Origin of the sequence: Rathayibacter sp. AY1E3, from assembly GCF_002932235.1 — a bacterium.
Lineage (GTDB): Bacteria > Actinomycetota > Actinomycetes > Actinomycetales > Microbacteriaceae > Rathayibacter.
In genome coordinates, this window is the sequence record NZ_PSVN01000035.1 from 1 (window position 1) to 14,178 (window position 14,178).

The window sequence follows — 14,178 nt, forward strand, 5'->3', positions numbered from 1 at the left end:
ATCCCGACGAGTGCTCCGAAGACCGGCCCGACCGGCCTCGCCATCGCCGCACTCGTCGTCGGCATCGTCGCGTTCCTCGTCGGCCTCGTGCCGGTCTTCGGAGCACTCGTCGGGATCGCCGCCGTCGTCCTGGGCATCCTCGCCCTCCGCCGCGGTCAGTCGAAGGCGATGTCGATCACCGGCGTCGTCCTCGGCGGTCTGGCCGTCCTCGCCTCGCTCCTGACGACGATCGGCTTCGGAGCCGCCGTGAACTCCGCCTCGAGCGACCGCCCGGCGGCCGTGATCGTCGAGTCGTCCGAGCCCACGACCGCTCCCGTCGTGCCGGCCACGGAGGAGGCGGAGGTCGTCGAGACGGCGGAGCCCGCACCCGTCGAGACGGCGGAGCCCGCACCCGTCGAGACGGTCGCCCCTGCCCCGGCGCCTGTCGAGACGGCGGCTGCTGCGCAGGTCTCGCCCGAGTTCGCCTCGGCACTCATCAAGGCGCAGAGCTACTCCGAGATGCTCCACATGAGCAAGGCGGGCCTGTACGGCCAGCTCACCTCCGAGTACGGGGAGCAGTTCTCGCCCGAGGCCGCGCAGTACGCGGTGGACACCGTCTCCGCCGACTGGAACGCCAACGCGCTGGCGAAGGCCAAGGACTACCAGGCCCAGATGGCGATGGCGCCGGAGGCCATCCGCGACCAGCTGACCAGCGAGTACGGGGAGCAGTTCACGAGCGACGAGGCCGACTACGCCATCGCGCACCTGAACGACTAGTCCCACTCGGACCGTCGCGGCACTGCGCGGCCACTGAGCAGGTCCTCCCGGAGCGCGCCGCCGTCCGTCGCCCACGACCCGGGCGACGGAGGGCGGCGGACCACCGGAGCCGGTTCAGGCCAGGACGGCGAGGGTGACGGGGAGCGCCTCGCTCCACCTGCCGGTCAGCCGCTCCTCGCCCTCGAGGAACGGCGGCGCGAGGACCCGCGCGAGGACGAGAGTCAGACCGTCGGCCGAGGTCGTGGTGGTCCGTGCGTCGCTGCGGACGAGCACCGTCGACGGCGGCCCGGACGCTCCGGCGCCTGATCCGCTGCCCTGCACCGTCGCGGTCGGCGGGCGGACGATGCGCTGCCCGTCCTCCTCGAAATGCTGCTCGACCTCCCGGGCGCCGGTGCGGATCGCCGTGGCGAAGGCGGCGATCGCGACGGGGTCGCCGGCACCGTCGTAGACCCAGCGACGACCGAGGACGGTGTGCTCGACGGTCGTGAGGAGATGCGCGTCACCGCCGGCGAGAGGCGAGCCGCGGTAAGTCAGCGGCACCTGGAGCGGCGGCTGCCCGGTCGACTGGACGATCAGCGTCTCCACTCCCACCTCGCCATCGGGGTCGTCGAACCGGTAGGCGCCGAGCTGCGTGAATCCGCCGCCCTCGCACCAGGGCTGCGTCGGCGCCCATGCCTCCACGATCTCGAGCTTCCCGGGGGTGATCGTCGCACGGTGCAGAAGGGCCATGCACCGAGAGTAGAGCCGGCCGATCCGTCCGGAGGAGTGCCCGTCAGCGAGCGGCGCCCGCCGTCGCCGACTCGGGCAGGCTGCTCATCGGGAGCGTGTACTCGCCCTTGAGTGCCGAGATCCAGACGGTGGTCGGGGCGACGGCGGCGAAGTTCGAGTTGAGCAGCGCCATCAGCGTGGTGTGCAGGGAGTGCGCGTCGATGGAGCCGGCGTCGTTCGCGATCGCGATCGCGCCCGTCGCGTCCGAGAGGACCTCGGCGCGGAGCCCGTGCGTCTCGGCCTCGGCGGCCGAGGCGAGGATGCAGTTGTTGGTCATGTAGCCGACGAGGGTGATCGTGTCGACGTCGTGCTCGCGGAGCCAGTCGAGCAGGTCGGTCCCCGCGAAGACCGTGCCGAACTGCTTCGTGACGTTCTTCCAGGAATCCGAGCGGCGCTTCTCGATCTCCGGGTGCAGCGCGAAGGACGGACCCGACGGGTCGAAGATCGGCGCTCCCTCGCCCGCGCTGTGCTGGACGACGGCGATCGGGAGGCCCGCGGCGGCGGCGGAGTCCAGAGCGGCGGCGATCCTCGGCAGCGACTGCGCGTGCGGCGGGTACTGGATCTCGAGCGGACCGCTGAAGTACTCCTGCTGCACGTCGACGAGGATCAGTGCGCGGCGCGGTGTGGTCATGAGGGGCTCCCATCGGTGGCGGACGTCCCCGATCCTCCCGCCCGGGGCTGGGAGCGGCGGTCAGCCACGCGGCCCGCGACCCGGTCGTGGGCGCAGGCCCACACCTCCTCGTGCTCGAGCGGAGTGAGGACGCCGGCGTCGAGCAGCCGGTCGGCCCGCCGCAGCGCGGCCGCGATCGCCGCCTGCTCGGCGACGGCGGGGGAGTCGACGTCCGCGATCACGAGCCGGCGGGCGCAGGCCCGGCGGAGGCGGCGGGTCGAGCGGGCCGAGAGGAGCAGGAGCGACGCGGTCGGCAGGGCGAGCGCGGCCAGCAGGAGGAGCGGCAGCCGGTCGAGCGCGAGCGTCCCGACGGCGCCGGCGGCCGTCACGGCCACGACCAGCTGCGGACCGGCCGCGTGCAGGCGGAGGCGCCTCCGCTCCTCGGCGGAGGTGCCGGGCGCGAAGACGACGAGCTCGCTCCGGACGACGCCGTACCGGCTCGCACCGACGGTGTGGCGGCCCCAGCGGGGGCCGGCGTCGAGGAGGCGGAGGAGCAGGTGCACGAGCGCCATCGTCGCCCCGCGACGGCGGGTGGAAGGGGATCCTGACGGAACGCGGACGCGTACCGGGCCGATCCGCACGGTCCGCTCGCGCGACGCTCACGACCCCCTCACGACGCGGGATCGCGCGTCGACGTCCCTCCCCAGCCGATTACCCGTGAGGAAAGCGTGAGGATCCGCTCATTCCGGGCGGGCGCGCTCCTCACGGCGAGTAGAAACATCCAGTGACCTCTTCCGTCGTCCGTGGCGACCCCGACGCCCTCGAACCCTCCCCTCTCTCCTCCGCGCGCGCGGGCGGGGTGAAGGCGTGGCTCCTCGAGGGCCTCCGCGACGACTCCGGAGCGCACCCCGGCCCCCACGCGGCCACCGGCAGGACGCACTCGTGGTGGCGCGTCATGTGCCTCACCGGCGTCGACTACTTCTCCACCCTCGGCTACCAGCCGGCGATCGCGGCGCTCGCCGCCGGCCTGGTCTCGCCGCTCGCGACGATCGTCCTGGTGGTGCTGACCCTCCTCGGCGCGCTCCCCGTCTACCGCCGCGTGGCCCGCGAGAGCTTCCGCGGCGAGGGGTCGATCGCGATGCTCGAGCGCCTGCTGCCCTGGTGGGGCGGCAAGCTCTTCGTGCTGGTGCTGCTGGGGTTCGCGGCCACCGACTTCATGATCACGATCACCCTCTCGGCGGCCGACGCGACGGCGCACGCGGTCGAGAACCCGTTCGCCCCCGCCTGGTTCCACGGGGCGGAGGTGCCGCTCACGCTGGGGCTGATCGCCCTGCTGGGGATCGTGTTCCTCCGCGGGTTCCGCGAGGCCATCTCGATCGCGGTCGTGCTCGTGGCCGTGTTCCTCCTGCTCAACGCGATCGTGATCGCCGTGGCGATCGGGCACGTGGCCGAGAACCCCGTCGTCATCGGCGACTGGTGGTCGGCGCTCACGACCCAGCACGGGAATCCGCTGATCATGGTCGGCATCGCGCTCATCGTGTTCCCCAAGCTCGCGCTCGGCCTCTCCGGCTTCGAGACCGGGGTCGCGGTCATGCCGCAGATCCGCGGCGACGCGGGCGACACCGAGGACGCCCCGGTCGGCCGCATCCGCGGGGCGAAGCGGCTGCTCATCACCGCCGCCGTCACGATGTCGGCGTTCCTCATCACCTCGAGCTTCGTCACCACGCTGCTCATCCCGCAGGCGCAGTTCCAGCCGGGCGGCGAGGCCAACGGCCGCGCGCTGGCCTACCTCGCGCACGAGTACCTCGGCGAGGGCTTCGGCACGGTCTACGACGTCGCGACGATCTGCATCCTCTGGTTCGCGGGCGCCTCCGCGCTGGCCGGCCTGCTCAACATCGTCCCGCGCTACCTGCCCCGCTACGGCATGGCTCCCCAGTGGGCCGGCGCCGTCCGTCCGCTCGTGCTGGTCTTCACCGTCGTCGCCTTCGTCATCACGATCCTCTTCCGCGCCGACGTCGACGCGCAGGGCGGCGCCTACGCGACCGGCGTGCTGGTGCTGATCACCTCCGCGTCCGTCGCCGTGTTCCTCTCGGCGAAGCGCAGGAAGCAGCGCAAGCGCGCCGTGGGCTTCGCGGTCATCGCGCTGGTCTTCGTCTACACGACGGTCGTGAACGTGGTCGAGAGGCCCGACGGCGTGAGGATCGCGGCGGTCTTCATCGTCGGCATCCTCGCGGTCTCGCTCGTCTCGCGCGTGCACCGCTCGTTCCAGCTGCGCGCCACCTCCGTGGTGTTCGACGCCGCCGCGATCGACTTCCTCACCACGGACGCCGACGACTACGGCGTGATCCGCATCCTCGCGAACGAGCCCGACGACGGCTCCGAGGCCGAGTACCGGGACAAGCTGGCGGAGGAGCAGCGCGACAGCAACCTGCCCATGCGCGGGCCGGTGCTCTTCCTCGAGGTGCACACCACCGACTCCTCCGACTTCGAGGAGGACCTGGTCGTGCAGGGCCGCGTCTGCCACGGCTTCCGCGTGCTCACGGTGACCAGCGGCAACATCCCGAACACGATCGCCACGGTGCTGCTCGAGATCCGCGACCTCACCGGCGTGATCCCGGACGTCTACTTCGAGTGGACCGAGGGCGGCCCCATCTCGAACATGTTCCGCTTCCTCATCACCGGCACCGGCGAGGTCGCCCCCGTCACCCGCGAGGTCCTCCGCCGCGCGGAGTCCCGCCGCGACCGCCGGCCGGGCGTGCACGTGGGCTGACGCCTGCTGCGCGGCCGGGGCGTGGCGGCGCCGAGGTGCCGCTCCTGCTGCAGGATGCCGCCGAGACGCCGCTCCGTCATCGAGACACCGCTGCAGGAGCGGTGCGTCGGCGGAGGAGGCGGCGTCCCGGCGCGCGGCGGCCCCGTAGCGTGGGCGCGGGCACCCGTCGGGGCGCCGACACCGACGAACGGACGACGATGACCCTCGAGGACCAGCGCGCGCACATCCTGACCGGCGCCGTGTACGACGACATGACCCCCGAGCTGGTCGCCGCGCGCGAGCGGGCGGTCCTCGCCTCGAACGCGTACAACGCGAGCTTCGGGCGTCCCCCGGTCGAGCGGGAGGCTCTGCTCCGCGAGCTCGTCGCCTCGGTGGGCGCGGACGCGCACCTCGAGCCGACGTTCCGGTGCGAGTTCGGGTTCAACATCACGATCGGCGACCGCTTCTACGCGAACTTCGACTGCATCCTGCTCGACGGCGCCCCCATCACGATCGGCGACGACGTGCTGTTCGGCCCGCGCGTCTCGATCTACACGTCGAACCACGCCCTCGACCCGGCCGAGCGCGCCGCCGGCGCCTGCACCGCGAAGCCGGTCGTCGTCGGCGACGGCGTCTGGATCGGCGGCGGCGTCACGATCAACCAGGGCGTCACCATCGGCGACGGGGCCGTGATCGGCTCGGGCAGCGTCGTCACCCGCGACGTCCCTCCGCTCACCATCGCGGCCGGCGTCCCCGCCCGCGTCCTCCGCTCGATCACCCCCGACGACCGGACCGGCTACCGCCCGGCCCACTGACGCCGGCCCACGCCGGCCCCGAGACGCCGGCTCCGAGACGCCGGCTCCGAGACGCCGCGGGACGGCTCCCGGCCTCGCGGCGATCCGCCCTCAGGACTTCACGGTCGACAGGGGCTCGGTGATGCTCTCGAGGCTGCGGCGCTCGGCGTCCACGCCGAAGATCAGGGCGATCACGCCGCCGAGGATCATCACGGCGGCGCCGACGAAGTAGCCGATCGTCAGCGGACCGCGGTCGCTGCCGTCGCCGATCAGCGCGCCGTAGAGGGCGGGGGCGACCGCTCCGGCGATCTGGCCGAGGGTGAAGAAGTACGAGATCGCCTGGCTGCGCAGCTCGAGCGGGAAGATCTCGCTCACGGTGAGGTAGGCGCTCGAGGCTCCGGCGGAGGCGAAGAAGAACGACACGCACCAGAGGATCGTCTGCGTCGTCGCGGTCAGGACGTCCATGCTGAAGAGGACCGCCGAGACGGCCAGGACCGCTCCCGAGACGCCGTAGGTGAGGAAGATCATCTTCCGCCGGCCCCACACGTCGAACAGGTGGCCGAGCACCAGCGGCCCGACGAGGTTGCCGATCGCGAACGGGAAGAAGAAGTACGAGATCGCGCTCTGCTCGACTCCGTAGAAGTTCTCGAGCACCAGCGCGTAGGTGAAGAAGATCGCGTTGTAGAGGAACGACTGGGTGATCATCATCGTCGCGCCCACCAGCGTCCGCTTCGGGTACTGCCGCAGCAGCACCCGGGCGATGGTGCGGAACGGGATGCTCTCCGTCGCCTTCACGGTGATCGCCTTCGCGTCGTCGACAGGCTCGAGCACGCCGCCTTCCGCCTCCACTCGGCGCTCGATCTCGTCGACGGTGCGCTCCGCCTCCTCCTCGCGGCCGTGCGTCATCAGCCAGCGGGGGCTCTCGGGGATGTGGCGGCGGAGGTAGATGATCGCCAGTCCGAGGATCGGGCCGAGGAAGAAGCCGAGGCGCCAGCCGACGTTCTCGGCGAAGAGCGCGTCGTTCAGGAAGAACAGGTTGGCCGCGGAGCCCAGAGCCGCGCCGCCCCAGTAGGTGCCGTTGATCGCGATGTCGACGCGGCCGCGGTACTTGGAGGGGATGAGCTCGTCGATCGCGGAGTTGATCGCCGCGTACTCGCCGCCGATCCCCATGCCCGCGAAGAAGCGGAACACGGCGAGGAAGACGTAGTTCGGCGCGAGTCCCGCCAGGCCGCTGGCGACCAGGTAGATGACGAGCGTCAGGATGAACAGCTTGCGCCGCCCGAGCTTGTCGCTCAGTCGCCCGAAGATCAGGGCGCCCGCGATCTGCCCGCACAGGTAGATCGTGCCGAGCAGGCCGACCTCGAAGGCCGAGAGCCCGAACTCCTTCGCGAAGCCGGCGGAGGCGACGATCTGGATCTCGAGTCCGTCCAGCACCCACGAGAAGCCGAGGCCGACGACGATCGACCAGTGGAAGCGGGTCCAGGGGAGCCTGTCGATGCGGGCGGGCACGAGGCTCCGGACCGGGCCGCGCGGACTGGTGGATGTCGACATGGCGAGCGCCTTCCTGTCGCCCCGGCGTCGTTGCGGAGGAACGCTGTCCCGAGCGCGGCGAGACGACACTAGACCCGCGGGCGGCTCCATATCGCCGGGCTATTCACCCCTTGTCACGGACCGCCGAGCGGGTGTATCCCGGGCATCGGTGCCCACCCGGAGGCGGAGCGAGGCGCGGTGGACGCGAGCCCGGATCCGTCCCGCGGGGCCTGACACCGCCCGCCTCCTCGGCCTAGCGTGGAGGCATGATCGACGCGACGCCCGCGGGCACCCCCACTTACGTCCTCAGCGAGGGGCCCGTCTGGGATCCGGACACCGCCCGCCTCACCTGGGTCGACATCGAGGCCGGCGCGGTCCTGTCCGCTCCCGTCACCACGGAGGGGATCGGAGCGATCTCGCGCACCGACGTCGGCGAGCAGGTCGGCGCCGCGCTGCCCCTGGGCGACGGGCGGACGCTCGTCGCGCTGACCCGACGGCTCGCGATCCTGGAGGTCGACGGCTCCCTCACGCGCGGCTCCGAGCTGCTGCCGGAGGGGCACCGCTTCAACGACGGCACGATCGACCCGCAGGGGCGCCTCCTGGTCGGCTCGCTGACCCTCGGCGAGTCGGCGGGCGACGACGTCCTGCTGCGCATCGAGCACGACGGATCCGTCACCGTGCTCGACGACGACCTGCGGCTCTCGAACGGACTCGGCTTCTCGCCGGACGGCTCTGTGCTGTACTCGGCCGACACCGAGTCGGGCGTGATCCGCCGCCGCTCCTACGCGGACGCCGAGCACGGCCCGCGCGAGCCGTTCGTCGAGCTCGAGGAGGGCGTGTTCGCCGACGGACTGACCGTGGACGCCGACGGCCGCGTGTGGGTCGCGGTCTGGGGCGGGAGCGGCGTTCGGGTGTTCGAGGCCGACGGCAGCCCGGTCGAGGGCGAGGGCATCAGGATCGACGCCCCGCACTCCTCCAGCATCGCCTTCGCGGGCGAGGACCTGGACATCGCGGTCGTCACCTCCGCATCACGCGACCTCTCGGCGGACGAGCGGGCGCGTCATCCGCACGCCGGCGGACTGTGGATCGCGCAGCCCGGAGCCCGCGGCCGCGCCGCCACGCGCTGGGTGGAGGGCCCTCTGCCCTAGGGGCGGCCGGTCGCCCGTCAGACGGCGGGCGTCGTCGGCGGGCTCGGCTCCGACGCGGGCTGCGGCACGAGGGTCAGCCGCGAGATGCGGTAGCGGTCCGTCTCGGCCACGCGGAGCAGGTGGTCGCCGACGAGCACGGAGTCGCCCACGACGGCCACACGGCCGATCCGGTCGAGGACGAATCCGCCGACCGTCTCGTACGGACCCTCGGGCAGCTCGATGCCCAGCTGCTCCGCCAGGTCCTCGAGGATCATCCCGCCGTCGACGTCGTGCAGCTGCTCGGCCGCCTTCGCGTCGACCGCCTGGCGGGCGCCGTCGTACTCGTCGTAGATCTCGCCGACGAGCTCCTCGAGCAGGTCCTCCAGCGTGATGATGCCGTCGGTTCCCCCGTACTCGTCGATGACGACGGCGATCTGGTGGCCGTCCTGGCGCATGGTGCGCAGGGCCGCGAGCACCTTCGTCGTGCCGGGGACCGCGAGGATCGGGCGGGTGATGTCGGCGACGCTGCTCGCGGTGCCGGCGCGTCCCGCCTCCGGGAACGCGGACATCAGGTCGCGCACGTGGACGAAGCCGAGCACGTCGTCGAAGTCGTCGCCGACCACCGGGTAGCGCGAGTGCGGCTGGTCGAGGACCGCCGCGTAGCCCTCGGCCACGCTGAGCGCGCCGCGGAGGAAGTCGACGTCCGGGCGCGGGCGCATCACCTCGGCGACGCGGCGGTCGTCCGCGCGGAAGATGTCGGTGAGCAGCCGGCGGCTGTCCTCGTGGATCTCGGTGTTGCTGGAGATCATGTCGCGCACCTCGTCGGCCGAGACGCTCTCGCCCTTCTCGCGCGGGTCGGCGCCGAGGAGGCGGACGACGGCGTCGGTCGAGACGGACAGCAGCCAGATCACGGGGCGCATCAGGCGCGCGAGGGCGTTGAGCGGGGGCGCGAGGGCCTTGGTGAACGCGACGGACTTCTGCATCGCCAGGCGCTTGGGGACCAGCTCGCCCAGCACCAGGGAGAGGTACGCGATGACGAGGGTCATCAGGATCAGGGCGACGGTGGAGGCGGCGGAGGCCGAGAGGCCGAGCGACTGCAGCGGCGGCACGAGGTCGGGCGCGATGGTCGAGGCGCCGTACGCCGAGGAGAAGAAGCCGGCGAGCGTGACGCCGATCTGGACCGCGGAGAGGAACGTGTTGGGGTTGCGGACGAGCTCGGCGATGCGCCGGCCGCGCTCGCTGCCGGCCTCGATCGCGCGGACCTGGCTCTCGCGGAGGCTGACGATGGCCATCTCGGTGCCCGCGAAGACGCCTCCGAGGAGGACGAACAGCACCACGAGGCCGATGTTGAGGAGGGTGTCGAGATCCACGCCGACCAGAGTAGGGATGCCGGCCGTGAGAACGCCTCGTGGACTTTCAGGGAGCGGGGTCGGGCGGGACGACGCCCCGCCCGCCCCTCGCTCAGGACGCGTCGGCCGGGCGCACGCCGATCGTGAGGATGAGGTTCGCGTAGATGCGGCGGTCGCCCGAGGCGATGGTGAGCGCGACGTCGGGGGTGCGCGCCTCGGCGTAGAAGGCGTGCCGCTCGAGCGAGGTGAAGGGGACGCCGTCGAGGGATCGGCGGAAGGCGTCCTGCGCGGGGACGTCGATGCCGGGCGCGGGGGTCATGACCGTCGCCTCCTCGACGACGATCGCCGAGAGCAGGGCGTCGAGGATCTCGTCGACGGTCAGCATGTCGGGCCGGAGGTTCAGGTGCACCAGGGCGGAGTTCGGTCCGAGCGTGGTGCCGACGGGGTAGTTGCCGTCGGCGATGAGGACGCGGGAGCCGTGGCCCGCGCGGGCGAGCGCGTGCAGGATCTCGGGGTGGAGGAGGGTCGTGGTCAGCAAGAGGAGCTCCTAGAGGTCGTGGAGGTGGGCGACGGACGAGCCGGCGAGCAGGCGGCCGGGGAGCCTCCGCTCCTGGGGGCCGGGCTGCTCCGCCCCGGAGTCGAGGCGGAGGCGGACGAGGGCGGCGGCCTCGGCGGCGATCGCCTCCGTCGGCTGGGCGATCGTGGTCAGGTGCGGGCGGACCACGCGGGCCAGCTCGACGTTGTCGAAGCCGACGACGGAGAGGTCCGTCGGCACGCGCAGTCCGGAGTCGCCGAGGGCGATCAGGGCGCCGACCGTCAGCTCGCGGTTGCTCGCGAACAGGGCGGTCGGCCGGGGGCTCAGGGCGAGGATCCGCTCGACGGCGGCGACCCCGCTCTCGACCGTCAGCGGGCCGCGCACCACGGCGTCGGCGGCGGGGTGGACGCCGCGCTCGGCCAGGGCGGCGAGGAAGCCGGCGGTCCGCTCCCGGGTGGAGGACACTCCGTCCTCCCCGCCGAGCACCGCGATCGAGCGGTGGCCGTGGTCGAGGAGGTGGCGGGCGGCGGAGGCGCCGGCGCCCGCGTTGTCGAGCGCGACGCGATCGGTGACCAGTGCGTCGTCGATCCAGTCGACGGCCACCACGGGGGTGCCCTGCTCGGAGGCGCGGCGCAGCGCGTCGACGTCGCCCGCGGACGGCACCGCCACGATCCCGTCGACCATCTTCTCGAGCAGCAGGTCGACGGCGGCTCCCGGCTCGGGGCGGCTCACGCCGACCAGCACGCCGATGCCCTCTCCGCGCAGGGCCCGCTCGAGGCCCGCGATGATCGAGAGGTGGAACTCGTTGTCGAGGGCGGGCAGCAGCACTCCGACCGTGCGGGAGCGCCGCGAGCGCAGGCCTCGAGCGAAGCCGTTGACGCGGAAGCCGACCTCGGCGGCCGCCGCCTCGATCGCCGCCCGGTTCTCGGGGCGCACGGGGAGCCCGTTGTAGTGCTTCGAGATGGTCGAGAGCGAGAGGCCGGTCAGCCGCTGCAGGTCCTTGTAGGTGGCCACGTCACAGGGTGGCGCGGGGCGAGCCGTAGCCGCTCCAGCCCGGGATCGTGCCGTCGGCGTCCCACAGGTCGAGCCAGCCGGTGCTGCCGGGCCAGAGGAAGACCTGGCCCTTGATCAGCCGGTTGTTGCGCTCGGCGCCGCGCAGCGCCTCCTGCTCCTCGGCCGTGAGCACCAGGGAGGCGGCGGCCAGGTTCGCCTCGATCTGCTCCGGCTTCACCGCGAACGGGATCGGGATCTGGCCGCGGTTCACCGCCCAGGCGAGGCACACGACGGCCGGATGCACGCCCCGCTCCTCGGCGATCGCCCGCACCGCGGGGTGCTCGATGTCGACGATGTCGCCCTCCACCCGGTCGCGCTCCGGCCGCGACGGCGAGCCCAGCGGCGAGTAGCCGATCGGCTGGATGCGGTGGTCGAGGCAGAAGCGGAACAGCTCCGGCTGCTGGAAGCAGGGGTGCAGCTCCATCTCGTTCAGCTGCGGGGCGATGCGGACGTCGGCGAGGATCCGCTCGAGCTTGGGGATGGTGACGTTGGAGGTGCCGAGGTGCCGGACGAGGCCCCGGTCGACCAGGCTCTCGAGCGCTCGCCAGGTCTCGAGGAACGCCTCGTGGACGTACGGGCGGGCGTGCGGATCGCGTGCGTCGGTCTCGGCGTGCGGCGGGTGGTGATTGGGGAAGGGCCAGTGCACGAAGACGGCGTCGAGCACGTCGAGGCCGAGATCGGCGAGCGAGCGCTCGACGGAGGCGACGGCCGCCGCGGGCTCGTGCGCGTCGTTCCAGATCTTCGACATGACGAAGAGCTCGTCGCGGTCGACTCCGGAGTCGGCGATCGCCCGGCCGACGCGCGGCTCGTTGCCGTAGACGGTGGCGCAGTCGAGGAGGCGGAAGCCGGCGCGGAGGGAGTGCTCGACCGCGAGGCCGACGGTCTCGGCGTCGTAGCGGTCGGAGCCGAACGTGCCGGCGCCGATGGCGGGGATGCGGCTGCCGCTCGCGAGGACGCGGTGGCTCGGCGGAGTGGGGGCCATGCGGATCCTCCTGGTGCGGCGGCGGGGGCGAAACGTTGCGCTCCACGGTAGGCGGCGGAGGGCGGTGACGTCAACGATGCCGTCGACTGGTGGGCGTAACGTTTCGTGCGGTGGGTGCTTTCGTCCTCCGTCCCTGCCCCGCCTCCCTCGAGAGCCCAGTAGTTGTCGCACTCGTGCGCGACTGCGACGACTCCTGGACTGTCGAGAAGAGCCCCGCCCCTCCGCTCAGACCAGCCGGCGCGACTCCTCCGTGACCACGCGGAACCAGCGCGCGCCGTAGCCGTCGAGGGGCACCGACACGGCGCCGTCCTCGCCGAGCGGGAGCGACTCGCCGCCGAGGGAGTCGACCAGCCGCGCCCCGGCGGGGGTGTCGGGGAGCGTCAGGTGCGCCGTGCGCGGGTTCGACGCCAGGTTGTGCACCGCGACGGTCGTGCCGGTCGACGCGGACATCCGGTGCGCGAGCACGCTCGGCTCGTCGCAGGGGAGGTGCGTGTACTCGCCCCAGCCGATCTCCGGCGACCGCCGGTACAGCCAGGCGAGGCCCTTCACGTGGGCCAGGATCGAGTTCGGATCCTGGAGCTGCGCGGCCGCGTTCACGTGCTCGGGTCCGAAGCCGCCCCCGGGAGGGGCGGCGATCAGGTCGGAGGCGTCGGCACGCGAGAACCCGCCGTTGGCGGCGCTGCTCCACTGCATCGGGGTCCGCACGGCGCTGCGGCCCGGGATGTCGGCGTTCTCGCCCATCCCGATCTCCTCGCCGTAGTAGAGCACCGGGGTCCCGGGCAGCGAGAAGACCAGGCTGTGGACCAGGCGGACGCGGCGCGGGTCGCCGTCGACCATCGGCGGGAGGCGGCGGACGATGCCGCGCCCGTGGATCCGCTGCGACTGCTCCGGAGCGAACGCCGCGAAGACCTCGTCGCGCTCGTCGTCGCTCAGCTGGTCGAGGGTGAGCTCGTCGTGGTTGCGCGCGAAGTTCGCCCACTGACTGCCGACGGAGATCTCGGGGCGGCTCGCGAGCGCCTCGACGAGCGGCGCCGCCTCCTCGCGGGCCAGCGCGAGGTAGAGGCGCTGGTTGCCGATGAAGTCGAACTGCATCGACAGCTCGTCCGCGTCCTCGCCGCCGAAGAAGCCGAGCTGCTCCTCGCGGGTCACGTTGACCTCGCCCAGCAGCATCGCCTCGCCGGAGCGCCGCGAGACGAAGCGGCGCAGCAGGCGCAGCCACTCGTGCTCGTCGCGTTCGCCGGGCTCGATCAGGTAGGGCACCGCGTCGACCCGGAAGCCGTCGACGCCCAGCTGCAGCCAGAACCCGATGAGCTTCGCGATCTCGTCGCGCACGGCCGGGTTCTCGGTGTTGAGGTCGGGCTGGTGCCGGTAGAAGTGGTGCAGGTAGTACTGGCCCGCCTCCTCGTCGCGGAACCAGACGCCGTCCTCCGCGTCCGGGAACACGTTCGCGGGCTGATCGGCGGGCGGCTCGTCGCGCCAGACGTAGTAGTCGCGGTACGGGCTGTCGGGGGAGGAGCGGGCGGCCTGGAACCAGGGGTGCTGGTCCGAGGTGTGGTTGACGACGAGGTCGACGATCACACGCATCCCGCGGTCGTGGGCGGTCCGGATCACCTCGACGACGTCGCCGTGGTGCCCGAAGCGCTCGTCCACTCCGTAGAAGTCGCTGATGTCGTAGCCGTTGTCGCGGCCGGGTGACCGGTAGAACGGCGCGAGCCAGAGGCAGCTGACGCCGAGCTCGGCCAGGTAGTCGATCCGGTGGACGAGGCCCTCGAGGTCGCCGACGCCGTCGTCGTCCCAGTCCATGAACGTCTTCACGTCGAGGTTGTAGAAGACGGCGGTGCGCCACCACAGGTCGCTCGTGTCGGTGACCCTCATGCGCGGGGCTCCGGGCGGGAGGAGGCGGAGGGTGCGGGGGAGAGGGGCGC

At 72.4% G+C, this 14,178-nt stretch carries 13 protein-coding genes; 4 read left to right on the plus strand and 9 right to left on the minus strand.

From position 1 onward, the window contains the following. Nucleotides 1–756: Ltp family lipoprotein (locus C5C53_RS16300; protein ID WP_308470989.1), on the plus strand; the 756-nt coding region annotated here is incomplete at its 5' end. A gap of 114 nt (nt 757–870) precedes the next feature. Here C5C53_RS16300 and C5C53_RS16305 read toward each other — a convergent pair. The 3 genes from C5C53_RS16305 to C5C53_RS16315 are packed head-to-tail and all read right to left on the minus strand — an operon-like array spanning nt 871 to nt 2,697. After that, the gene (locus C5C53_RS16305; protein ID WP_104268027.1) at nt 871–1,485 is read right to left on the minus strand and encodes a hypothetical protein; all 615 of its coding nucleotides are present in this window, start codon (nt 1,483–1,485) and stop codon (nt 871–873) included. 43 nt (nt 1,486–1,528) lie between these two features. Further along, nucleotides 1,529–2,155, minus strand: coding sequence for an isochorismatase family protein (locus C5C53_RS16310; protein ID WP_104233860.1), 627 nt, complete (start codon nt 2,153–2,155; stop codon nt 1,529–1,531). Next, nucleotides 2,152–2,697, minus strand: coding sequence for a DUF6611 family protein (locus C5C53_RS16315; protein WP_146084696.1), 546 nt, complete (start codon nt 2,695–2,697; stop codon nt 2,152–2,154). The genes C5C53_RS16310 and C5C53_RS16315 overlap by 4 nt, the downstream gene beginning before the upstream one ends. Before the next feature lie 221 nt (nt 2,698–2,918). On the opposite strand from C5C53_RS16315, the gene C5C53_RS16320 reads away from it, so the two are divergent. Both C5C53_RS16320 and C5C53_RS16325 read left to right on the plus strand, forming a co-directional pair. Next, nucleotides 2,919–4,904, plus strand: a complete 1,986-nt coding sequence (locus tag C5C53_RS16320) for an amino acid permease (protein WP_374953291.1) — start codon at nt 2,919–2,921, stop codon at nt 4,902–4,904. A 197-nt stretch (nt 4,905–5,101) separates the two neighbouring features. Beyond that, nucleotides 5,102–5,698, plus strand: a complete 597-nt coding sequence (locus tag C5C53_RS16325) for a sugar O-acetyltransferase (RefSeq protein WP_104248278.1) — start codon at nt 5,102–5,104, stop codon at nt 5,696–5,698. 90 nt (nt 5,699–5,788) lie between these two features. Here the strand turns inward: C5C53_RS16325 and C5C53_RS16330 are convergent, their stop codons facing one another. Beyond that, nucleotides 5,789–7,228, minus strand: a complete 1,440-nt coding sequence (locus C5C53_RS16330) for an MFS transporter (RefSeq protein ID WP_104225083.1) — start codon at nt 7,226–7,228, stop codon at nt 5,789–5,791. Between the two features lie 245 nt (nt 7,229–7,473). Between C5C53_RS16330 and C5C53_RS16335 the strand changes: the two genes are divergently transcribed. Further along, nucleotides 7,474–8,355, plus strand: coding sequence for an SMP-30/gluconolactonase/LRE family protein (locus tag C5C53_RS16335; RefSeq protein WP_104268029.1), 882 nt, complete (start codon nt 7,474–7,476; stop codon nt 8,353–8,355). Nucleotides 8,356–8,372: 17 nt separating this feature from the next. Here C5C53_RS16335 and C5C53_RS16340 read toward each other — a convergent pair whose 3' ends face one another. The 5 genes from C5C53_RS16340 to C5C53_RS16360 all read right to left on the minus strand — a co-directional run bounded on the left by C5C53_RS16340 (nt 8,373) and on the right by C5C53_RS16360 (nt 14,128). After that, complete coding sequence (locus C5C53_RS16340; protein WP_104227326.1) at nt 8,373–9,704, minus strand: hemolysin family protein; 1,332 nt, start codon at nt 9,702–9,704, stop codon at nt 8,373–8,375. A 91-nt stretch (nt 9,705–9,795) separates the two neighbouring features. Then, entirely contained in the window at nt 9,796–10,221 is a 426-nt protein-coding gene (locus C5C53_RS16345; RefSeq protein ID WP_104225080.1) for an RbsD/FucU family protein, read from the minus strand. A gap of 9 nt (nt 10,222–10,230) precedes the next feature. Then, on the minus strand, nt 10,231–11,232 hold the full coding sequence (locus C5C53_RS16350) for a LacI family DNA-binding transcriptional regulator (protein ID WP_104261685.1): 1,002 nt from the start codon (nt 11,230–11,232) through the stop codon (nt 10,231–10,233). Nucleotide 11,233: 1 nt separating this feature from the next. Then, nucleotides 11,234–12,253, minus strand: coding sequence for an aldo/keto reductase (locus tag C5C53_RS16355; protein WP_104261686.1), 1,020 nt, complete (start codon nt 12,251–12,253; stop codon nt 11,234–11,236). Nucleotides 12,254–12,478: 225 nt separating this feature from the next. Beyond that, complete coding sequence (locus C5C53_RS16360) at nt 12,479–14,128, minus strand: alpha-amylase family protein (RefSeq protein ID WP_104268030.1); 1,650 nt, start codon at nt 14,126–14,128, stop codon at nt 12,479–12,481. Between the last annotated feature and the right edge of the window lie 50 nt (nt 14,129–14,178).